This window comes from Ferrimonas sp. YIN67 (assembly GCF_057219095.1).
This window is the reverse complement of sequence record NZ_JBXVVJ010000001.1, coordinates 200,365-221,181: the sequence shown is the minus strand read 5'-3', so window position 1 is coordinate 221,181 and position 20,817 is coordinate 200,365. Positions and strand designations below refer to the sequence as shown.

Here is a 20,817-nt window from a genome sequence, read left to right as displayed (position 1 = left end):
CGGGTGAGCAAAGTGTCGCAACTTCGCTGGGGAAAGGAAAGTGGGCATAGGGTGGGAGTGTGTTGGGGATCCCACTGGCCAAGGTGAAAAAAAGCGGCGGTCACCGCAAGGGAGACCGCCGCTGTTTCAAGATCCCTTAGGATCAGAAGTTAAATACCACGCCAGCGTTGATCTTGCGGCCAGAATCGTTAAAGGCACGCACCAAATTACCATCGGACATCACGGTGGAATCTTCATCCAGCAGGTTACTAATGGACAACATCAAGCGCAGGTTTTCGCTAGGCCGGTAGGAAGTCGCGAGTGTCATTCGAGCACTCGAACTGAAGTAAGTTGCAGGCTGAACAGAGCCATCAATCAACGGATCCTTCAGGTAGCTACCGCGATAAGTGTAAGAAATACGTGCATCAAACTTGCGATCGCTGTAGTAAAGCACGGCGTTGGCGTTATTCTTGGACGCCGCTGCCAACAACTCTGGCTTATCGTTATCGATGTAGGTGTAGTTGGCGGTCATACCTGTATTGGAGAGGAGCCCGGGAAGATAGTCGAACGCGGTTTGATAGCCAAATTCCAGACCCTGGACGGTCACGTCTTCGTTGTTGGTACTTTGGCGTAGGGTCACCCACTCCTGGCGATCGGCGACGTCACTGCCTTCCTCGTAGATATCAAGCAGGATCTCGGTTTCGCTTTGCGTCACAATGGTATCCAAGCCTTTGTAGAAGTAGGCTGCGGAGATCATGGAACTGCTGTTGTAGTACCATTCCCAGCTCAGGTCTACGTTGGTCGACAGGAAGGGATCCAGGTAGGGGTTAGGAGCGTTGATGATGTTTTGCTGGTTGTTGTAGCTGGTGGTCCCGGCCATATCTTCCTTGTTGGGGCGAGCCATGGTACGGCCAGCACCAAACCGGATCTGCATATCATCACGCAGAGTGTATTTCAGGTTCAGGCTGGGTAACCAGTAATCTTCAGTTTTGCCTAAGTAAAGATCTTTCGCATCGGCGCGAAGTGACCAGTTACAGCCTTCTTCAGAGCACTTCTCAACCAATCCCTGTGTCCAGTCTTTATCCTCTTTTACAGTGGTCTGCTTGGTGCTGACGTAGCGTACACCGATGTTACCGGTCAGGTCGTAGCCGAATTCAAAGTCAGCGCGGAAATGGGCTGCAAAGGTATCTTCCAACAGGTCATCATTTTCTTCGTCATAGATCCCTAGAGCGTCTGCGAAGGCGATAAATTCGTTCAGGGAGAAAAGGTCGTTGAAGCGGTCGACATTGGGCGCAAGGAAGCCTTGTGGCTTGTAAGTGCTGCTGTTAGTACCATTAAACCAACTGCCACGATCCGGGCCGGCAGTAATCATGCCAATATCGGCACTTGTGTACCCTTTTTGGGCTAGGAAGTTGGCAAAGTCGGTGCCTTTATTCATGTTGGCGCTCCGCGTGGTGGAGAGCATCTCTTCCTTTGCGTAACTGGCGCCAAAGCGGACTTGGGTTATCGCCAGGTGGCCAGCCTGAATATCGGTGAAACGGCTGACATCCAAGCTTATGCTGTCGCTGTTAGCATCTCGAGTACTTCCTAATTGGGTGCCGTTTAAGCGCATGCTATCCATAATGTACATGCTCTCATCCAGCATGTTTACGCCGTCCATGTAGATGTAGTCATGTGCACTACGTCCACTAAAGTCAAAGCCCATATTAAGGTTTTGGGTGTTGACCATTAGGTTGGGCATCTCCATATCGAGATGAGAGCGAACACTATTGAGAGCCGCATCGACTTTCCAGTCGTCTTTTTCATAGGTGGCTTCGAGAGTATTGACCCAAGTGTCATTCAGTCGACGCAGTGGGTTGTAATCAACATGACTGGGTACATTGTCCAACTCAATATAGGAGGCATATTCGCGCCCGTTAACCTCAACAATCTTGTAGTCTTTCAGCTTCGAGTTCTTTTCATTGGGTTTGAAGACATGTCGTTTGCGATTTTCCCGATAGTCATAACGGCTAAACAGGCTTTCACCAAACAGAGATAAGTTGTCGTTGGGACGCCACTCTAGGTTGACGAAGGCAGCGGCCCTTTCCCGCTCTGCATCTTTTAGCTCTGCCCGGATCTCTGGCGTGGTCAGCACTTTGTTGTTGTCGTCGGCATCGGAAACGGTACGGTTACCCATGGCGTTTGAACTACTGGTTTGAGTAAAGTTTGACTCGTTGAGGTAGTTGGCACCAAACGCCAGACCCAGTGTGTTATCGGCGTATGTGTTGGAATGCAGGAAAGTTAGGTCTGGTCCAAAGTCACCACCATTGCTACCGGCTGTGCCTTTGGCGATCACTCGGGTTACTGCTTCTTGGCTGTCGAATGCACGATGGCTGCGCATGTCGACGGTGCCGGACAGGCCGCCCTCTTTGATATCTGCTGCAGTACTCTTTTGAACTGATACTGAAGAGATGAAGGCGGAGGGCATGATGTCGTAGGAGAAGTTGCGGTTAGGATTCATGGCGGATGCGACTTCGCGTCCGTTGTAGAGCACCTTGGTCATGTAACCGGGCAGGCCACGGATGTTTACTTCCCCAGCGACGCCAGTGGCGTCACGCTGCACCTGCACACCGGCAACCCGCTCCAGGGAGTCACCGATGTCCGGATCCGGCATCACGCCGATGTCTTCGGCGGCGATCACATCCACCTGGGCGTCGGAGAAGCGCTTGTCGTTCATCGCCTGACTAAGGCTGGCACGAGTACCGCTGACGCGGATCACTTCGACATTTTGCTCGGCGGCGACGGCTTGTGGATCGGAGGTTTGTGCCAGGGCGACATTATTACCGGCGAGCAGGAGCGCGACGCTCATAGCCACAGGGCTGCGCTTAATTCTTGGGAACATCTTGTATCAACCTATGTCTTTCTTTATGTGCGGATCCGCAGGGATCGAAACCGCTTATTTATTGTGACTAAGCAAGGGGAGTTTTCCCTCTGGACCGGTCGTTGCCAATCTCTTGTTGCGTGCTTAGTGAAATCATCTTATGAACTTTCAGGACCAGGTGTCTGAGCTGCGTTCGATGGTAATTTATTTCGCACGCTGTTGCTTTTCCAGCGTTTTTTGTCAAAAAGTTCAATTCGAACGTGTAAAGGCGCAGATGGAACCAAGTGCTGGCCACTGTTGTGTCGAATGGTAATTAAAGTCGTTGATTGTGTGGTGGTTTTGTTGCTGATGGTGTGGTGGTTGTGCTCGTTTGTGCTGGGGTGGTGTTTTAATTTGGGGGGCAGTTAGTGCTAATGCTCGGTATTTTCTTCTGATTCAAATAGCTTTTTTATGGAGTGACATGACTCGCTCGATATTGTGCCGGGCTTTCCCCCTCCCAGCGTTTGAAGGCTTTGGAGAAGTTGCTTTGATCCGAGAAGCCTAGCAACTGGGTGACTTCCGATAGCGGGATCTCCGGTTGGCGCAGGTATTTACATGCCATCTCATGGCGACAATCGGCCAGCAGTGCGCTGTAGCCGGTGCCCAGCGCACTGAGCTTGCGTCGAAATTGACGACTGGAGAGATGCAGGGCTGTGGCGATCTCCCCTTGGTCTGGCTCGCCCTCGGGCAGGCGTTCCAGCAACAGGGTGCGGGTGCGGGTGATCAGATCGGACTGGAACCGGGCGTTCAAGCTGTTGGCGATCAGTTGCTCGCTGAGCTGCGCCATCTCGTTGTTGGCCCCGAGCAGAGGCTTGTCGAGCAGGGCAGCGGCCAGGCCGATGCGATCCTGTTGGCAGTCAAACAGCACAGGTGCACGGTACAGCTCGGTATAGGCGGCCGGATCGTCCGGCATCGGTCGCATCAGTTCAACGGCGCTGACCCCAAACTCCGGCAAAATGGCATTGCGCAGTCCCACGACGATGGCGGCAAACAGCGCATCCATCGCTTCATCGGCGATGGTCTCCCGCTCCAGGCTGCTGAGCCGGTACACCAGCCAGGCGGTGTCATCGGTATCCACCAGCACCAGGGCGCCATAGTGATTGACGAAGGGAAACATGCGACACAGGCGGCCCAGGGCTTCCCGCAGGGTGTTGCTGCTGGCAAAGGCGGCGGTCATGGCCGGGCTGATGGTATTGGTGCTGTAGCTGGGCACTCGCAGGCCGAAGGCGGGATCGCCGCTGATCTCGGCGGCAAGCCGCCAAAGCTGCTGAACCTGATCCGATGGATAGCGGGCATGGGGGTTGTAGGAGTGGGTGGGATCCAGTCCGGCTCGTTCAATGACCGCATCGCCGTCATAGCCCAGGCCATCCAGTGTCAGTGCAATGATGCGGCCGATGGTGGCCACGGAGGTGTGTTCGCTCATCCCGCCGTTGTTGCTCCCGATTGTTCAGGTTGGCCACTGCGCACCAAAGGTGGGCCGCTGCGCACCAGAGTTGCCTGACTTCTGCTCAATATACTCGGTTTAAGCCTCAGCAACATAAACCGAACAGACTAGCGAGCAGAGATACCCATGAGCACAGAAGCCTACATCTATGACGCCATCCGCACACCACGGGGCAGTGGCAAAGCGGGCGCACCGGGGAAACCCGGCGGCAGCCTGTATGAAGTGAAGCCGGTGGATCTGGTCAACACGCTGCTTAAGGCACTTAAACAGCGTAATGAGCTGGATACCTGTCAGGTGGACGACATGATTTTGGCCACCGGTGAGCCGGTGGGCGAACAGGGCCAGAACATCGCCAAAACCGCGCTGGTCTACTCCGATTGGGACGACATCACCACGGGGGCCCAGTTGCACCGCTACTGCGCCGGTGGCTTGGATGCGGTCAATCTGGCGGCGATGAAGATCCGCTCCGGCTTCGAAGAGCTGGTGGTGGCCGGTGGGGTGGAGTCCATGTCCCGCTTGGGCATTGGTGCCAGCGGTGCAGCGGCGGGAGATCCCTGGACCGCGATGCACAGCTATGGCATCTCCCAAGGATTGGCGGCGGACTTGACCGCCGAGTTGGAGGGTTTCTCCCGTGCGCAGCTCGATGGCTATGCCCAGATGTCACAGCAGCGTGCGGCCCACGCGTGGGAGCAAGGCTATTTCGACCGCTCCGTGGTTCCGGTTACCGACATGAACGGCTGTACCATCCTGGCCAAAGATGAGCATCTGCGTCCTGGGATCACTGCCGAGCAGCTCGGCAAGCTCAAGCCCTCCTTCGCTATGTTTGGCCAATACGGCCATACGGATCTGGCCAAGTTCAAATACCCGCAAATTGACACCATCCCCTATCGCCACACCGCAGGCAACTCCTCGGGGATCGTCGATGGCGCGGCTTTGGTGCTGGTCGGCACCGAAGCCGCAGGCAAGGCGCAGGGGCTGAAACCCCGCGCTCGCATCGTCGCCTGTGCCAACACCGGCAGCGAGCCCACCATCATGCTGGCCGGTCCGGAGCCCGCCACCCTTAAGGCGCTGGATAAGGCCGGACTGACCCTGGACGACATCGATCTGTTCGAGCTCAACGAAGCCTTTGCTGCGGTGGTGCTGCGCTATCAGAAAAACCTCGGCATTCCTGACGAGAAGATCAACGTCAACGGCGGCGCCATCGCCATGGGCCACCCCATCGGCGCCACCGGCGCCATGTTGGTGAGCACCCTGCTCGATGAGCTGGAACGGCGGGATCTGAAGCGGGGCTTGATCACCCTGTGTGCCGGCGGCGGGATCGGCATCGCTACCATCATTGAACGTGTTTAAAGGAGGCCAGGTCATGAGTTACATACGATTAGAGCAGGACCGCGATGGGATCATCGAGCTGATCTTCGATCAGCCCGGGGTGTCGGTGAACACCATGGGCTACGAATACATAGAGGCGATGAAGGGCGCCGTAGCCGAGTTGGAGCAACGGGTTGCCGCCGGCGGCGTTACCGGGGTGTATCTGCGCTCAGGCAAGAGAAGCTTTTTCGGCGGGGGCGATCTCAAGTCTCTGCTCAATGTGCCCAACCAATTTACTCCGGAACAGGCGGAGCAACAGTTTGTCAGCATCACAGAGACCAAGCAGCCGCTACGTCGCCTGGAAACCTTAGGGGTACCGGTGGCCGTGGGGATCAACGGCGCGGCGCTTGGTGGCGGATTTGAAATATGCCTGGCCTGTCATCATCGGGTGGCGATCGATCACCCCAAGCTGGAAGTGGGCCTGCCTGAAGCTCAGTTGGGCCTGTTGCCCGGTGCTGGCGGCATTTGCCGAACCGTGCGCCTATTTGGCCTGGAAAAAGCCATTCCCTGGTTGTCCAGCGGGGCCAAGTTCAAGGCGCAGGCGGCGCTGGAAAAAGGTTGGGTCGACCAGCTTGCTGCGGACGAAGTGGATATGCATGCCAAGGCCAAAGCCTGGATCCTGGCCAATCCAAAGGCGTGTCAGCCCTGGGACAAGAAAGGCTTTGCCATTCCCGGCGGTTCGCCCAATGACAAACAGAAGAGTCAGGCGCTGGAGGGGCTGATCTATTTCGGTCCGGTCGGGGTGATGAACAACACCAATAACAACTTCCCGGCTCCCAAGGCGATCTTCGCCTGTGCCCATGACGTGGCCAAGGTGGATTTTGACACGGCGCAGAAGATCGAGACCCGCTACTTCCTCCATCTGATGACCAGTCAGACCGCCAAGAACATGATCCGCACCTTCTTTTTTCAGCTCGGTGAGATCAACCACGGGGCCAGCCGACCGAAACTGCCGCGCAGTGAGTTAAGCAAAATCGGCATCATTGGTTCCGGTCAGATGGGCGCGGGCATTGCCTTTGCTGCGGCCAAGAGCGGCCTGCAGGTGGTGCTTAAGGACGTCAACCGGGTCAATGCTGAGCGGGGCAAAGGCTATGCCGCCGCGGTGTGTGAGAAGAATCGCCGTATCGATGCGAGCCAGGCCGAGCAGATCCTGGCGCGGATCCAGCCGACGGCGGAGGCGGCGGATCTGGCTGGCTGCGACATAGTGATCGAGGCGGTGTTTGAAGATCGCGCCATCAAGGCGGCGGTCACCGCCGAGGTGGAAAGCGCCGTCGGGCCGGAGTGCGTGCTCGCCTCCAACACCTCGGCCCTGCCCATTACTGAGCTGGCTCAGGCCTCCAAGCGACCGGCGAACTTTATCGGCATGCACTTCTTCTCGCCCGCCGAGAAGATGCCGTTGGTGGAGATCATCTGCGGCGAGCAGACCTGCGACGCGGCGCTGGCGAAAGCCTTTGATCTGGCTCAGCGCCTGGGCAAGACCCCGATCGTGGTCAATGACGCACCGGGCTTTTTCACCACCCGGGTGATCGGCACCACCATCTCAGAGGGTGCCGCCATGGTGCTGGAGGGGATCAATCCGGTGCTGATTGAGAACGCCGCCAAGTTCAACGGCTCACCGGTCGGCCCGCTGGCGGCCATCGATGAGATCAGCCAGGCCACCGCCTACAAGAACGGCCTGCAGATGCAAGCGGATGCCGAGGCGCAGGGTAAGACCTTGCCGGAGAGTGCCGCCGCGATCTTGGTGGGTCGCATGGTGGAGGAGTTTGATCGCCAGGGTAAAGCTTTTGGCGGTGGCTACTACGACTACCCCGAAGGGCAACCCAAGCGGATCTGGCCAGGGATGAAGACGCATTTTGCACCCGATGGCTATACCGAGATCCCTTTTGAGGATATCCGCGATCGCCTGTTGTTCTGTCAGAGCCTCGAAGCGGTACGGGCGATGGAAGAGGGCGTGGTGGAGCGCGCCGCTGACGGCAACGTCGGCTCCATATTCGGGATCGGATTCCCGCCCAATACAGGGGGCGTGTTCCAGTTTATCAATGCCTATGGCGTTCGCGCCTTCGCCCAGCGTGCTGCGCAGTTGGCCGGGCGCTATGGCGAGCAATTCACGCCACCCCAGTTGTTGTGGCAGATGGCCGAGCGTGACGAGCAGTTTGTCTGAAGGAGCAGGACATGAACTTCGATTTTTCTGACGATCACAAGATGATCCGCAAGCAGGCCAAGGCGATGCTGCGCCAGCACGCCAGTATCGAGCGGGTACGCGCCGTCTTGGATACCGAGGCCGAATACGATACCCAACTGTGGCAACAGATGGTGGAGTTGGGTTGGCCCGCCGTGGCCATTCCCGAGCAATACGGGGGACTGGGCATGGGGCAGCTGGCCCAATGCGTGATCGCCGAGCAACTGGGGGCCAGCCTGGCGCCGACGCCATTTTCCAGCTCCAGTTATCTGGCGACGGAGCTGCTGCTGTTGGCCGGCAGCGAAGCGCAGAAGCAGCAATGGTTACCTCAGCTTGCGCAAGGGGCGGTCATCGGCACGGTGGCGGTGAGCGATGGCGAGACACCCTGCCGCGTCGTGGATGGACAGTTAACAGGCGTGAAGCTCCCGGTGGCCGACGGCATGGCAGCGGAGTTTGCCCTGGTTCGAGCGCAAGAGGAGAGCAATGGTGAGTGTGTTGATTCTTGGTTTGTGGTGGCGTTGGAAGCGGTCCTGCGCAAAAGCGTCGACACCCTGGATCCCACCCGCAGCGCTGCGCTGATCCAGTTTGAGTCCTGCCCCGCCGAGCGCCTCGGCGCGCCAGGCCAGGCCCAGGCTTTGCAAGATCAGTTGTTTGATCGGGCGGCCGTGCTGCTGGCCTTCGAGCAGCTTGGCGGCGCCGGTGCCTGTCTTAAGGCCAGTGTGGCCTACAGCATGGGGCGTTATGCCTTCTCCAAACCCATCGCCAGTTTCCAGGCCATCAAACACAAGTTGGCGGACGTGTTTACCGCCATTGAACTGCTGCGCTCCAACGCCATGTATGGCGCCTGGGCGTTGGCCGAAAACGCGCCGGATCTGCCCTTGGCGGCGGCTACCGCCCGGGTGGCCGGGTGTCAGGCCTACGCGCTGGCGGCGGCGGAGAACATCCAGGTGCATGGCGGCAACGGCTTTACCTGGGAGTTCGATTGCCATCTGCATTATCGTCGCGCCGCCTGGCTGGAGGCCTTGATCGGCGGTGAAGAGGTGTGGAAGCACAAGTTGGTGGATGCGCTGAAGCTGACGGAACAGGTGTAAGGGAGAAAGATCATGGATTTTAACGATACCGGTGCACAAGCGGCGTTTCGCAGTGAAGTGCGGCAGTGGCTGGCGGCCAACGCACAGCCCAAGCAGCCCGGCGAGCCGGGAAAAATGGCCCTGAGTGAAGAGGCTAAGCTGGCGGATGCCAAGCAATGGCAGGGCAAGAAAGCGGTCGCGGGTTGGGGTGCCATTGCCTGGCCGAAAGTCCTGGGGGGACGCGGCGGTACGCCAATGGAGCAGGTGATCTGGCGTCAGGAGGTGGCCCAGTACGATGAACTGGATGACTTTTTTACCATTGGCCTGGGCATGTGTGCGCCGGCCTTGATGGCCTTTGCCAGCAACGAGCAGAAGGCCCAATACCTGCCTCGCCTGGCCAGTGGCCAGGATGTCTGGTGTCAACTCTTCTCCGAGCCCTCGGCCGGCTCTGACATCGCTGCGCTGCGCACCACGGCCAAGTTTGACGGGGAGAAGTGGATCCTCAATGGCCAAAAGGTGTGGACCTCGGGCGCCCACTTTGCCGACTACGGCATTGTGCTGTGTCGCACCGATCCCACCGTGCCGAAACACAAGGGGCTGACCCTGTTCTTTATCGACATGAAGCAGCCTGGGGTGGACGCCCGTCCCATTAAACAGGCCGATGGCGGCGGCCACTTCTCCGAGGTGTTCTTTAATGACGCCGTGGTGCCGGCGGATCAGATCCTCGGCGAGGTGGGTGGCGGCTGGAAGGGCTGTCTGACCGTGTTGATGAACGAGCGCCTGGCGGTGGGCAACGCCCAGCCCACGGGTTTTGCCCGCTTCCACGAACTGGCACAGCGACTGGAACTCAATGGCAAACCTGCGATCGACGATGGCATGGTGCGCAGCCATATGGCGGATTGGTATGTCCGCTATGCGGGCCTAAAACACACCAATAACCGCATTCTCACCGCCCTGTCCAAAGGGGCGATGCCGGGGCCCGAGGGCTCGATTGCCAAGCTGGTGGCGGCACCGATGAACCAGGCGATCAACCGCTATGCGGTGCAGTTGTTGGGTCAGGCCGGGGTGATCACCGATCCCAAACTGGCCCGTATGCAGGCGCACTATCAAAAAGAGTTTCTGTTCTCTCCGGGCGTGCGTCTGGCGGGCGGTACCGATGAGGTGCTGCGCAACATCATCGCCGAGCAGGTGCTGCAGATGCCTCAGGATAGCCGCGAGGACAAGAGCGTCCCGTTCAATGAACTGCCTACGGGTCTGTAAGTGGTGACTCACTTTTATGCCAGTTGGTATGTAGAACTTCGACAAGGATGAACACGATGAGCTTACACCCCTGTACCTATGCAAGCAGCACGCCGAACAAACCGGCGATCATCATGGCCGGCAGCGGCGACCAGCTGACCTTTGCCGAGCTGGAAGAGATCAGCAACCAAGGGGCGCAGCTGTTGCGATCCCTGGGGCTGGAGAACGGCGATCACATCGCTGTGATGGCGGAAAACAGCCTGGAGTATCTGGCGGTCAGTTGGGCGGCGCTGCGCTCTGGTTTGTACTTTACCCCGGTGCCGATCGGACTGACCGCAGAGGAAGCGGCGTATTTGATCGATGACTGTGACGCCAAGGCGTTCGTGGTGTCGGCCAAGGTGGCTGCCGGGCTCTCCATCGAAGGGCTCAAGCTGGCTTGCCCCGGATTTTCGGTTGGCGGGGATGTGGCGGGATTGCGCCGGTTTGAAACCGAGCGGGACGCCATGCCGGCTCAGCGCATCGACGATGAGTGCGAGGGGCTGAACATGATGTACTCCTCCGGCACCACGGGCAAACCCAAGGGGATCAGCCGGCCCTTTGTGCCCGGTCCGTTAGGGGAGGGCAACAGTGCGGCGGGGTTCCCCGGTATGCAGCAGCAGATGTTCCGCGCCAGCAGCGAGGCGGTGTATCTGGCGCCTGCGCCGCTTTACCATGCCGCGCCGTTGTACTGGTTGCAGGCTTATACCCGATTGGGGGCCACTGTGGTGGTGATGGAGAGCTTTGACGCGGAAGCGGCCCTGGCGGCCATCGATAAGTACCGGATTTCCCACAGTCAGTGGGTGCCGACCATGTTCATCAAGATGCTCAAGCTGGATGAATCGGTGCGGGCCAAATACCGTCTGGACAGCCTGCAGGTGGCGGTGCATGCGGCGGCGCCCTGTCCGATCCCGGTGAAACAGCAGATGATCGACTGGTGGGGGCCGAAGATCTTCGAGTACTACACTGGCTCCGAAGGCAATGGCATGACCTTTATTACCCCGCAGGAGTGGCTGGCCAATCCCGGCTCGGTGGGGCGGCCCATTGTCGGTGAGTTGCACATTGTCGATGATGAGAGTGGCGAAGAGCTGCCCGCAGGCGAGCCCGGCACCATCTACTTTGCCAGCCCCTATCCCTTTGCCTACCACAAGGATCCCGACAAGACGGCGTCGGTGACCTTGAAAAACGGTTGGTCGACCCTGGGAGATGTGGGCTTTGTGAATGAGCAGGGCTATCTGTTTCTGACCGATCGCAAGAGCAATATGATCATCTCCGGTGGGGTGAACATCTACCCGCAGGAGACGGAGAATGCGCTGATCATGCATCCGGCCGTGGCAGATGTGGCGGTGATTGGGGTGCCACATCCGGAGTTTGGTGAGAGCGTCAAAGCTGTGGTGCAGCTGCAAAGCGATTGGCAGGGGGATACCGATCTAGAGCTGGAGCTGATCGATTTTTGCAAAGCGCAGATCGCCAAGCTCAAGTGTCCCAAGAGCGTGGACTTCGTGTCGAGCTTGCCCCGCAGTGATACAGGCAAACTGATCAAGCGCAAATTGAAGGATCGTTATTGGCGCTAAGAAATGAGTCAGGGTAAGAAAAACGGAGCCGAATGGCTCCGTTTTGCTGTGTAGAGCCAAGTTTCACTTGGCCAGAAGCGGCTTCAGTGGGGCCAACTCACCGTCGATCTTATGGTCGATGCTCAGACCCAGGATCTCCGCCATCATTGGGTAGACATGGATGTTGTCCGCCGCTTCGATGCGTGCGCCAGCCTCAAACGCAGGGCCCACACCCATCAGCAGGGTATTCATCTCGGGAACCTCAGCGGTTTCAAATCCGTGGTTGCCCATTAGGGTGGTGGGGCGCTCGGCATTGTCCAGGTAACGGTCGTTGGTCATGATGATGGCATCACCGATGGCCACATGGCCCTTGAAACGCAGGCGCATCGGGATCTCTTCACGCTTGTAGATCTCGATGGCGGGGATATCACTGAACAGCTCAATCATGCGATCCAGATCGGCCTGCTTATCTTCGCCCCGGGCGTAGATCTGGGTGACGGGGCCGGTGCCGATCAGGCGTAGTCGCTCGGACAAACCCGGCTCTTGCGCCATGATCTCATCCATATAGACGCTGTCCAGGCCTTGCAGATCCAGCATGCCGTGATCCGAGGTGATGACGATGTTCAGATCCAGATCCTGGGCGGCGGCGATGGTATTGAGACGCTCGACCAGTTGGGCGATGGCCGCATCCACCTTGTGCAGGGCGTCACGGGCCTGCTCTGAGGTGGGACCGTGGTAGTGACCCTGGCTGTCCACTTCGTGGAAATAGAGGGTCATAAACTGCGGGCGCTCGGCTTGTGGCAGTTCGAACCAATCGACGATCTGATCGATTCGGATCTGGAAGTCCTCGATGTGGTTATAGGCGGTCCAGTAAGTGGGGCGGTGGCCGGCGATCTCGGCCTCACTGCCGGGCCAGAAGTAGGTGCCGGACTTCATGCCCTGGCTGGCGGCCAAGGACCAGAGGGGAACACCGCTGTAGAAATCCCCGTTGGTGACCGCTTCGGCACGGGACAGGAAGTAGTCCTCGCCCAGGGTCGGATTATAAAAACCGTTGGAGACAATGCCGTGGTTTTCCGGCAGCAGACCCGTCACCAACGTCAGGTGATTGGGAAAGGTTTTGGTTGGATAGCTGGGGGCCAGCTTTTCCACCACCGCTGCCTGTTGTTCAAACTGGCTCAAAAAGGCCGGTTGATGAATCTCGTTGTAATCGTAACGGTAGCCGTCGATGGAGATCAGCAGCAGGTGCGGCTTACGCTCCTCAACGGGTTGCTCAGTGCCAGCACAGCCAGCCAACAGAGCAGAGAAGATCAGACCCAAAAACAGTCGCATGGTTCTATTCCTTTGTGCACCTTAAGCGTATTGGTAAGGACTTTATTTAGTTAGAAAAAAACCGGCCGCAAAGCGGCCGGTTGGATTGTAACGGCTACGGCTTAGAAGCGGTAGCGAACACCCAGTTTCATCTCCCACGCGGAAGCGCGGTAGTCGGTCGACGCCGGATCCCACTTGTTGATATCGGTGATGTTGATGCTGCCGTCTTGGTTGTAGTTGAAGTCGTACAGAGTTTGAGTACCGAAGCTGCTGTACTGGTACTGACCCCAATCGCTGTTCACCAGGTTCAGCAGGTTCTTGATGTCAAAGTACAGCTCAGCCTTATGACCGGCCATCACCCCAGGGATCTCCTGCAGGAAGCGGAAGTCCAGACGGTGGTTCCAATCCAGGTTCTGATCACCTTTGTCCAGCATTTGACCATAGCTGCCCATCAGACCACGGTCTGCGACGTGACGGTAGAAGTCTTCCATGGAAACCTTGCCATTGAAGTGAACATTACCCGCAGCAACGTCATCCAGAGTTGGGATATAGGCCAGGTAGTCGGTGGTCATGTTGCTAGAGTCGAAAGCACCGCCACGCTGGCTCATGGTGTAGCTGAAGTTGTCGCCGGAAGCCGCTTCGTAGAACAGGTTGAAGCTGGAGTTATAGCCAGAGAACAGCTCAGCATCGTAGCCCAGAGTCAGGGTGATACGGTGCGGAGTCTCGTACGGGCTGGTCCCCAGGTTGGTGCTGTGACGATCGTAGCCTTGCACCACGTACTGGTAGTTGGAGCTGGCCTGAGAGGAACTGCCCTGGTTGCCTTCTACTACGTTCTGGAAAGTGTAGGAGGTCGCCAGACGCAGACCGTTATCAAACTGCTTGCTCAGGGACAGGTTCAGTACCTGGGAGTAGCCGTCTTCGTCCGCATTGGTCAGCAGCAGGTCGGAACGGCTGGTGTTTGTGCTTTTGGTCAGGTAGTCGTAGTGCTCATAGACGGTGCGGCCCATAAAGTCTTCACCGATCTCAGCTTCGCGACGGGCCAGGTCGACGTACTTGATGTCGTTCTCACGCATGATGTGCAGGAACTCACCGCCGAAGTACCAATCGTTCAGGACGGTGGCATCGAAGCCGATGCTGTAACGCCAGTCGGACGCCATCTTGAAGTCGTGGTCCAAGGCGTTCACGTTGCCGTCGCCTGCGGTCAGCAGCTCATGGGCATTCTCAGGCAGGGTCAAATCACCCATCCAGCGGCCAGTTCTTGGGTCGTACACGCCGCCCAGGCCGTTTGACAGGTCGCCCCGTAGCAGAGTGTGACCGTCGTTCTGGAAGCTGTTAGACATCCAAACGTTCGGGTAACCACCGGCGAAGCGGCCAACACCACCACGCAGGGAAACATCATCGTTCAGTTGGTACTTGAAGCCGACACGTGGCAACCACAGATCTTGACCGTCGAAGGTCGCAGTGTTGTCCAAGCCGTAACGCTCAGCAAAACGGGTGTTCAGCTCAGGGGTGTCGGACATGTCGTGACGCTCGTAGCGGAGGCCGAAGGTCAACTCCAAGTCGTAGTTTACATGCCAGGTGTCTTCGATGAACAAAGATGTGTTGCTCATACCAAACTCGCCAGCCGCATCGCGGATATCACCGCTGGCGGTGCCCTGCCAAGTGAATGCGCCGTTACCGCGGAATGCGGTATCCAAGACACGGTTCTTGAAATTATCGATACCGTCAAAGTACCACTGACCTTTAGAGTCGTTGGCATACAGATTGAAGATGTTCAGGCGGTTGTGCTGCACACCGAAGGCCAGAGAGTGGTCGCCCAGCTGGTAGTCGGCAACGAAGCGGATCTCCAGGTTCTGGTTGTCCAGCTCGTTGGCGTGGCGGTTGCTTTCGGTACCAAAGCGGATGGTGTTGCCGCTGTCGGTACGCACGTTGATTTGACCCAAGCCAGTTTCGTGCAACTGGTTGTGCTCGTTGCGCTGATCCTTGTACGCCACTTTGAAATCGGTGGTCAGGTTGTGAGACCAGTCGGAGTACAGGTTGAAGGAGTAGGTTTCCAGCTGTTGACGCTGAGTATAGGCGTAGGAAGATAGCTGAACGGCGCTGCGGCTGGAGTCACCACGGGTGGTGAAGCCATCGGTGCGTTGGTAGGTAAAGGACGCGCGGTGGTCATCGTTGATGTTCCAGTCCAGCTTGGCCAGGAGCTTTTCATCCTTCATATCGGTGGCGTAGTCGTAGCCGCCGATGTTGTTCAGACCATAAACGTCGTTAGCGATGCGGATCACTTCGTTGACTTCATCCAAAGTCACGTAGCCATCGTTACCAACACCTGAACCGGCAGGGCCATACTCAACGTTGCTCGGCTCGTCGAAGCGCTCGTAAGAGCCAAAGAAGAACAGCTTGTCCTTGATCAGCGGCATGCCCAGGGTTCCGCCCCAGGTTTGCTCTTCGAATTCTGGCGCCGTGTCGCCAGCAAGGGAGTCACCAGCGTACTCATAGAACATGGTACCGGTCACTTCGTTGGTACCGGACTTGGTCACCGCGTTCACCTGGGCGCCGGAGAAACCGCCGTAACGGGAGGAGTAAGGGGTGACGTTCAGGGCAACGGATTCAATCGCGTCCACCGAGATCGGGGACCGGTGAGTTGGGTAGCCGTTGGAGTTCAGACCGAAGTCATCGTTCTGGGTAACACCGTCAACTACGAAGGAATTGAACTTGGGGTTGATCCCGGCAACGGTCATGGAGCCGTTAGAGTCGACGTTAACCATGCCGTTTTGGCGCAGTACGTCTTTCAGGTCGCGGCTGGCGCCCGGGGCGTTGGCGATGTCGTCTTCGCCAAACTCGGAGTTGGAGCCACCGGTACGGAACGGCAGGGCGGAGCCGGACACGACGATGCGCTCAACGCTGTCGTTGGTTTGCAGTTGAGAACTAAAACGCAGGGTTTCACCCACGCCGATGTACAGCCCTTCCTGGTATTCATCCTGGAAGGTATCGGAGGATACGATCACAGCGTAGGGGCCACCAACACGCAGACCACGGGCATTGAACATGCCGCTGTCGTTGGCACTGACTTCGGTCACGGTGCCGGTGGGCTGGTGAATAATGGTGATGGTAGCATCGGTCACGGCCTGGCCATTCGGCCCGACGATGGCACCACGCATATTGGAGGCAGTTTCACTGGCGGCGGCTTGGCCGGCCAGACCCAGGGCAAAGGCAGTCGCCAGGGCCAGTCGGCTCGGCTTAAACATCATTTTAGAGTTCATATTCACTCAAACAGCATTTGTAGGGATTGGACTTATTTGTTGGAAGCACGCCGTTGCATGCCACCTTTAATTTTGCGGCGGCATTATTCCATAATTGTGACGACGCAACACCTTGCGCTATTTTTGGCCTCCTTGCTGGGGTGCTGTATCCCTATAATTTGCGTTTTCTAGAGGTTTATTTTGTTTTGGCAGAGGGTGGGGGGTGTTGGTTTTGCGTGAGGGTTGTGTTGCGCCCCTGATTTTGCTGGTTGACTCGTCTTGAGGGCGTAAAGCGGCGGATTGCAGACTAATGGGCGGCGTAAATTAAGAGTCGATTGAACAGATATGGGCAGAGTTAGTACGTTTCAGCGAACCCGGCAGGATGTAGGGAAGCTTAGGAAAATACTAAAAAAGTGCTCATCGAAGGGCGAGGAGATTGGCCATCAACAGGTAAGTAGTGTTCTCGAATTAGAACAATTCACAAGTGACTTTGGGCGCTTCTTGGGGCTAAACAAAATGGCCAGTTCTCAGTGATAACTGAATGTGAACAAAAAAGCCATGAAAAAAAACAACACACTTTTAAAAGAGGCTTTCACTGTGATGCTCGTCACGCCGCCTGTGATTTTTGTGCGGTGATGCGCGTAAATTGGTCGGTAACCATGTTCAATCTCATATGTGTGGAGAGATACACTCGACATTGGTAAATTTCTGTCAGAGAATTACGCTGACTTAGAAGCTTCTTACAAGTTTTTTCAGAAGGGGTTGAACCCCTCAACTTTGTTTTTCAGACAATTGGGTTGTTTTAATACCATGAAAGCAAAACCGTTCTCTGCCTTAGCCCTTGGCATTGCGCTGGCATTTGGTGGTTCTGCGATGGCGTCCGACGCCATCAATGAGCTGCGATCTGCCGATAAGCAGATCCACGATGCCGCTGCTGCCACTCAGGCAACCATCAACAAGCTGGATGATCAGAACCAAGACCTGCTGAACGATTACCGTCGTCGCGTCGATGAGACTGAAACTCTGCGTGCTTACAACGACCACGTGGCGCGTCTGGTTGAAGATCAGAAGCGTGCACAAGCCTCCCTGCAACAGCAGATCGACGGGATCACCGCTACCGCTCAGGGCGTTGTTCCCCTGATGTACCGCATGATCGACACCATCGATCAGTTCGTTCAGATCGACGTGCCGTTCCTGGCCGATGAGCGTGCTGACCGTGTTGCCCGTCTGCACTCTGTGATGCAAGAAGCCAACACTTCTACTGCCGAAAAATACCGTCTGGTGATGGAAGCCTACCAGATCGAGAACGAGTACGGTGCTCGCATCGGTGCCTATGAAGGTACTCTGGAGATCGACGGTCAGGAGCTGGTGGTGGATTACTTCTACGCCGGTCGCGTTGCCTTTATGGCCCAGTCTCTGGACATGACCCGTGGTTGGGTATGGAACAACGAATCTCGCAGCTGGGAAGCGCTGGCAAGCAGCCAAATGCGTGCTTTGACCGACGCCATCAAGATGGCCCGCAACCAAGCGGCGCCGGATCTGATCAAACTGCCGATCCAAGTTGCTAAGTGAGAATAATGATGAAAAAGCTGATCACTACTGCAGTTCTGGCGGCTTCCTTTGCTCTGCCGGTACACGCTGACACTGCTGCCAGCGGTCTGACCCTGGACTCGTTGCTGAACAATGTAAAAACTTCCCGCGCTGCGGAAGCGAAAATCAATGCCCAGCGTGAAGCGGCCTTTACCGCCGTTAATGCCGATCGTAAAGCACTGAAAAATCAGGCGGATCGAGAGCATGCTGAAGAAACTGCCCGCGGCGAGCGTCTGGCCCAGGAGTTCCTGGATGGTGAGCGCACCCTGAACCAGATGGAAAATGACCTTTCCAACGCCATCGGTAACCTGGGTGAGATGTTTGGCGTGGTACGTCAGATCTCCGGTGATTTGGCCGGCGGTCTGAACATGTCCCTGATCTCTGCCGAGTTCCCGGGTCGTGATGCCGAGATGGCGAAGATCGCCCAGGCCAAAGAACTGCCGACCATCACTGAGCTGGAAGAGCTGTGGATCGGTCTGCAGACCGAGATGACTCAGTCCGCCAAGATCTCCGAGTTCACCGCGCCGGTGACCACCATCGACGGTGAGACCTCTGAGCAGACCGTGACCCGTGTGGGCGCGTTCAACCTGATGTCCAACGGCCAGTTCCTGAGCTACCGCTCCGAAACTGCCAAGATCGTTGAGCTGGGTCGTCAGCCTGAAAGCCACAAGGTGGCCACCGTACGTGACTTCCAAGGCGCCAACAACGGCGAGCTGGTTGACCTGTACGTTGACCCGTCCCGTGGTCCGCTGCTGGCGGTTTACACCCAGAAGGCCAACATGCGTGAGCACTTCGAGAACGGTGGCACCGTCGGTAAGATCATCGCCGGCCTGCTGATCTTCGGTTTCGCCCTGGCTCTGTGGCGCATCGCGGTACTGACCATCGAGTCCGCCAAGATCAAGAAGCAGATGCAGGATCTGGACAACCCGGGCAACAACGCTCTGGGCCGCATCCTTAAGGCTTACCACGAGAACCGCAACGTGGACACCGAGACTCTGGAACTCAAGGTTGACGAAGCCATCCTGAAAGAGACCCCTCGCATCGAGATGGGTATCAGTCTGATCAAAGTGATGGCCGCTATCGCGCCGATGCTGGGTCTGCTGGGTACCGTAACCGGTATGATCGCCACCTTCCAGAACATCACCCTGTTCGGTACCGGTGACCCGAAGATCATGGCTGGCGGTATCTCCATGGCGCTGGTTACCACCGTTATGGGTCTGATTGCGGCACTGCCGCTGCTGCTGATGCACGCTCTGGTTTCCAGCCGTGCCAAGGCGGTACAAGAGGTTATTGACGCTCAGTCCACCGGTCTGATCGCAGCTCACGCTGAGCAAGGGAGCAAGTAAGTATGGATTTCCTGATGGTGCTCTTTGAGTCAGTCAGGGATTTCATGGCCACCGGGGGCGATGTCCTCTGGCTGGTTGCCGCGGCGCTGTCCGTGACTTGGATCCTGATGTTGGAACGCTTTATCTACTTGAGAACGGCGTATCCGAAATTTCAGGCCCAGCTCATTGAGCAGTGGAATGCGCGCCAGGAGCGAAACTCCTGGACCGCGCACCGCGTACGCGAAACCCTGCTGTCTCAGGCCCGTGTTCAGCTGAACGCCCGCATGTCGATCATTGCTGCTCTGGTAGCCATGTGTCCCATGTTGGGCCTGCTGGGCACCGTAACCGGGATGATCAACGTGTTTGAGGTGATGGCGGTACACGGTACCGGTAACGCCCGCATGATGGCTTCCGGGATCTCCATGGCCACCATTCCGACCATGTCGGGTATGGTAGCGGCTCTGTCTGGCGTGTTCTTCAGCGCCCGCCTGAGCTCCGAGATCAAAATGGCCAATGAGAAACTGAACGACCACTTGCCTTTCGACTAAGAGTGTAAAAATGGCACGTAGAAAGACTGCAACAGTATCTGATGAAGCTCAGGTAGATATGACCCCGATGCTCGACATCGTGTTCATCCTGCTGATCTTCTTCATCGTGACTACCTCTTTTGTCAAAGAGGCAGGTATTGACGTAAACCGCCCTGAGGCGACCCAATCCAGCGCTAAGCCCTCTGCGAACATCTTTATCGCAGTGACTGAGTCTGGTCTGATCTACATGGAAAACCGTGAGGTTGACGTTCAGCGCGTACGTGCAAACGTAGAGCGTATGCTGGCCGAATCTCCGGAAGCCCAGGTGATGATCCAGGCGGACCAGGCTGCCCGTCATGGCATCGTGGTTAAGGTGATGGATCAGGTTAAGGCCGCTGGCATTGACAAGATCTCGGTATCTGCGGAGCAGAAGTAATGATTAGAACACTGATCGCAACCGTACTCGGTCTGACGGTCACGCTGTTCCTCTTCGGCTTTATGGCTTATCTCATCAGCGGTGGGGACCAGCGGGCAGACGTCCGTGAGGATCTACCGCCGATCGAGATCACCATGGATCGTCAGGACTCCAACGCGCAACAGCGCCAGCGAGTCCTGCCGACCCCGCCGGAGGAGCCGGAACAGCCGCCGGAGATCCCGCAGATGGACATGGATATGGACACCAGCTCTGCTGATGCCTTCGCCCTGAATCTGCCGAGCGCCAACGTCGCGGGTGGTGTCTCTGCCGATCTCGGAGGCCCTGGTGCCTTTGGTGGCAGTGGCGAAGCCATGCCGATCGTTCGTATCGAGCCTCGCTACCCCAATGATGCAGCCCGTCGCCGCATCGAAGGGTACGTAGTGATGAGCTTTACCATCGATGAAGTGGGTGGCGTTGTTGACGTCAAGGTGATTGAGGCTGAGCCGCGTCGAGTCTTCGACCGTGAAGCCATCAATGCCCTGAGCCGTTGGAAATACCGTCCTAAGACCGAAGATGGCAAGCCTGTTCGTCAGCCTGGCCAGCAAGTTCGTCTTGACTTCGAACTGACCAACTAACAGGGAGACTG

The 20,817-nt window shown here is 57.2% G+C and carries 14 protein-coding genes; 10 read left to right on the top strand and 4 right to left on the bottom strand.

Going from position 1 to position 20,817, the window contains the following annotated elements; all coding sequences use genetic code 11:
* Positions 1-142 precede the first annotated feature (142 nt).
* Together AC2D8U_RS00795 and AC2D8U_RS00790 are read right to left on the bottom strand one after the other, a co-directional pair.
* Positions 143-2,827, bottom strand: coding sequence for a TonB-dependent receptor (locus AC2D8U_RS00795; protein WP_484617130.1), 2,685 nt, complete (start codon positions 2,825-2,827; stop codon positions 143-145).
* A 460-nt stretch (positions 2,828-3,287) separates the two neighbouring features.
* Positions 3,288-4,301, bottom strand: coding sequence for an AraC family transcriptional regulator (locus AC2D8U_RS00790; protein WP_484617129.1), 1,014 nt, complete (start codon positions 4,299-4,301; stop codon positions 3,288-3,290).
* A 147-nt stretch (positions 4,302-4,448) separates the two neighbouring features.
* Between AC2D8U_RS00790 and AC2D8U_RS00785 the strand changes: the two genes are divergently transcribed.
* From AC2D8U_RS00785 to AC2D8U_RS00765, 5 genes are read left to right on the top strand one after another with little or no spacing between them, the layout of a single operon-like run.
* Positions 4,449-5,672 (top strand): acetyl-CoA C-acetyltransferase, encoded by a 1,224-nt coding sequence (locus AC2D8U_RS00785; protein WP_484617128.1) that lies wholly within the window; start codon positions 4,449-4,451, stop codon positions 5,670-5,672.
* Between the two features lie 13 nt (positions 5,673-5,685).
* The gene (locus AC2D8U_RS00780; protein ID WP_484617127.1) at positions 5,686-7,851 is read left to right on the top strand and encodes a 3-hydroxyacyl-CoA dehydrogenase NAD-binding domain-containing protein; all 2,166 of its coding nucleotides are present in this window, start codon (positions 5,686-5,688) and stop codon (positions 7,849-7,851) included.
* An 11-nt stretch (positions 7,852-7,862) separates the two neighbouring features.
* On the top strand, positions 7,863-8,960 hold the full coding sequence (locus AC2D8U_RS00775; protein ID WP_484617126.1) for an acyl-CoA dehydrogenase family protein: 1,098 nt from the start codon (positions 7,863-7,865) through the stop codon (positions 8,958-8,960).
* Positions 8,961-8,972: 12 nt separating this feature from the next.
* On the top strand, positions 8,973-10,199 hold the full coding sequence (locus AC2D8U_RS00770; protein ID WP_484617125.1) for an acyl-CoA dehydrogenase family protein: 1,227 nt from the start codon (positions 8,973-8,975) through the stop codon (positions 10,197-10,199).
* Between the two features lie 56 nt (positions 10,200-10,255).
* The gene (locus AC2D8U_RS00765; RefSeq protein WP_484617124.1) at positions 10,256-11,788 is read left to right on the top strand and encodes an acyl-CoA synthetase; all 1,533 of its coding nucleotides are present in this window, start codon (positions 10,256-10,258) and stop codon (positions 11,786-11,788) included.
* Between the two features lie 63 nt (positions 11,789-11,851).
* Here the strand turns inward: AC2D8U_RS00765 and AC2D8U_RS00760 are convergent, their stop codons facing one another.
* Together AC2D8U_RS00760 and AC2D8U_RS00755 are read right to left on the bottom strand one after the other, a co-directional pair.
* On the bottom strand, positions 11,852-13,096 hold the full coding sequence (locus tag AC2D8U_RS00760; protein ID WP_484617123.1) for an alkaline phosphatase family protein: 1,245 nt from the start codon (positions 13,094-13,096) through the stop codon (positions 11,852-11,854).
* A gap of 101 nt (positions 13,097-13,197) precedes the next feature.
* Positions 13,198-16,335: a TonB-dependent receptor gene (locus tag AC2D8U_RS00755; RefSeq protein WP_484617122.1), complete on the bottom strand. Its 3,138-nt coding sequence runs from the start codon at positions 16,333-16,335 to the stop codon at positions 13,198-13,200.
* A 789-nt stretch (positions 16,336-17,124) separates the two neighbouring features.
* On the opposite strand from AC2D8U_RS00755, the gene AC2D8U_RS00750 reads away from it, so the two are divergent.
* From AC2D8U_RS00750 to AC2D8U_RS00730, 5 genes are read left to right on the top strand one after another with little or no spacing between them, the layout of a single operon-like run.
* Positions 17,125-17,886: a DUF3450 domain-containing protein gene (locus AC2D8U_RS00750; RefSeq protein WP_484617121.1), complete on the top strand. Its 762-nt coding sequence runs from the start codon at positions 17,125-17,127 to the stop codon at positions 17,884-17,886.
* 8 nt (positions 17,887-17,894) lie between these two features.
* A complete protein-coding gene (locus AC2D8U_RS00745; protein WP_484617120.1) occupies positions 17,895-19,250 on the top strand; it encodes a MotA/TolQ/ExbB proton channel family protein in 1,356 nt (451 codons plus the stop codon).
* 2 nt (positions 19,251-19,252) lie between these two features.
* The gene (locus AC2D8U_RS00740) at positions 19,253-19,777 is read left to right on the top strand and encodes a MotA/TolQ/ExbB proton channel family protein (RefSeq protein ID WP_484617119.1); all 525 of its coding nucleotides are present in this window, start codon (positions 19,253-19,255) and stop codon (positions 19,775-19,777) included.
* Positions 19,778-19,787: 10 nt separating this feature from the next.
* Positions 19,788-20,192 carry an ExbD/TolR family protein gene (locus AC2D8U_RS00735; protein WP_484617118.1) on the top strand — a complete coding sequence of 135 codons (405 nt, stop codon included), beginning with the start codon at positions 19,788-19,790 and terminating at the stop codon, positions 20,190-20,192.
* Entirely contained in the window at positions 20,192-20,806 is a 615-nt protein-coding gene (locus tag AC2D8U_RS00730) for an energy transducer TonB (protein WP_484617117.1), read from the top strand. Before AC2D8U_RS00735 ends, AC2D8U_RS00730 begins: the two co-directional genes overlap by 1 nt.
* Positions 20,807-20,817 lie beyond the last annotated feature (11 nt).

Excerpts from the sequence above, each read along its gene's own strand:
- AC2D8U_RS00795 (WP_484617130.1), bottom strand. The coding sequence starts at position 2,827 with ATGAGCGTCGCGCTCCTGCTCGCCGGTAATAATGTCGCCCTGGCACAA.
- AC2D8U_RS00790 (WP_484617129.1), bottom strand. The coding sequence starts at position 4,301 with ATGAGCGAACACACCTCCGTGGCCACCATCGGCCGCATCATTGCACTG.
- AC2D8U_RS00785 (WP_484617128.1), top strand. The coding sequence starts at position 4,449 with ATGAGCACAGAAGCCTACATCTATGACGCCATCCGCACACCACGGGGC.
- AC2D8U_RS00780 (WP_484617127.1), top strand. The coding sequence starts at position 5,686 with ATGAGTTACATACGATTAGAGCAGGACCGCGATGGGATCATCGAGCTG.
- AC2D8U_RS00775 (WP_484617126.1), top strand. The coding sequence starts at position 7,863 with ATGAACTTCGATTTTTCTGACGATCACAAGATGATCCGCAAGCAGGCC.
- AC2D8U_RS00770 (WP_484617125.1), top strand. The coding sequence starts at position 8,973 with ATGGATTTTAACGATACCGGTGCACAAGCGGCGTTTCGCAGTGAAGTG.
- AC2D8U_RS00765 (WP_484617124.1), top strand. The coding sequence starts at position 10,256 with ATGAGCTTACACCCCTGTACCTATGCAAGCAGCACGCCGAACAAACCG.
- AC2D8U_RS00760 (WP_484617123.1), bottom strand. The coding sequence starts at position 13,096 with ATGCGACTGTTTTTGGGTCTGATCTTCTCTGCTCTGTTGGCTGGCTGT.
- AC2D8U_RS00755 (WP_484617122.1), bottom strand. The coding sequence starts at position 16,335 with ATGAACTCTAAAATGATGTTTAAGCCGAGCCGACTGGCCCTGGCGACT.
- AC2D8U_RS00750 (WP_484617121.1), top strand. The coding sequence starts at position 17,125 with ATGAAAGCAAAACCGTTCTCTGCCTTAGCCCTTGGCATTGCGCTGGCA.
- AC2D8U_RS00745 (WP_484617120.1), top strand. The coding sequence starts at position 17,895 with ATGAAAAAGCTGATCACTACTGCAGTTCTGGCGGCTTCCTTTGCTCTG.
- AC2D8U_RS00740 (WP_484617119.1), top strand. The coding sequence starts at position 19,253 with ATGGATTTCCTGATGGTGCTCTTTGAGTCAGTCAGGGATTTCATGGCC.
- AC2D8U_RS00735 (WP_484617118.1), top strand. The coding sequence starts at position 19,788 with ATGGCACGTAGAAAGACTGCAACAGTATCTGATGAAGCTCAGGTAGAT.
- AC2D8U_RS00730 (WP_484617117.1), top strand. The coding sequence starts at position 20,192 with ATGATTAGAACACTGATCGCAACCGTACTCGGTCTGACGGTCACGCTG.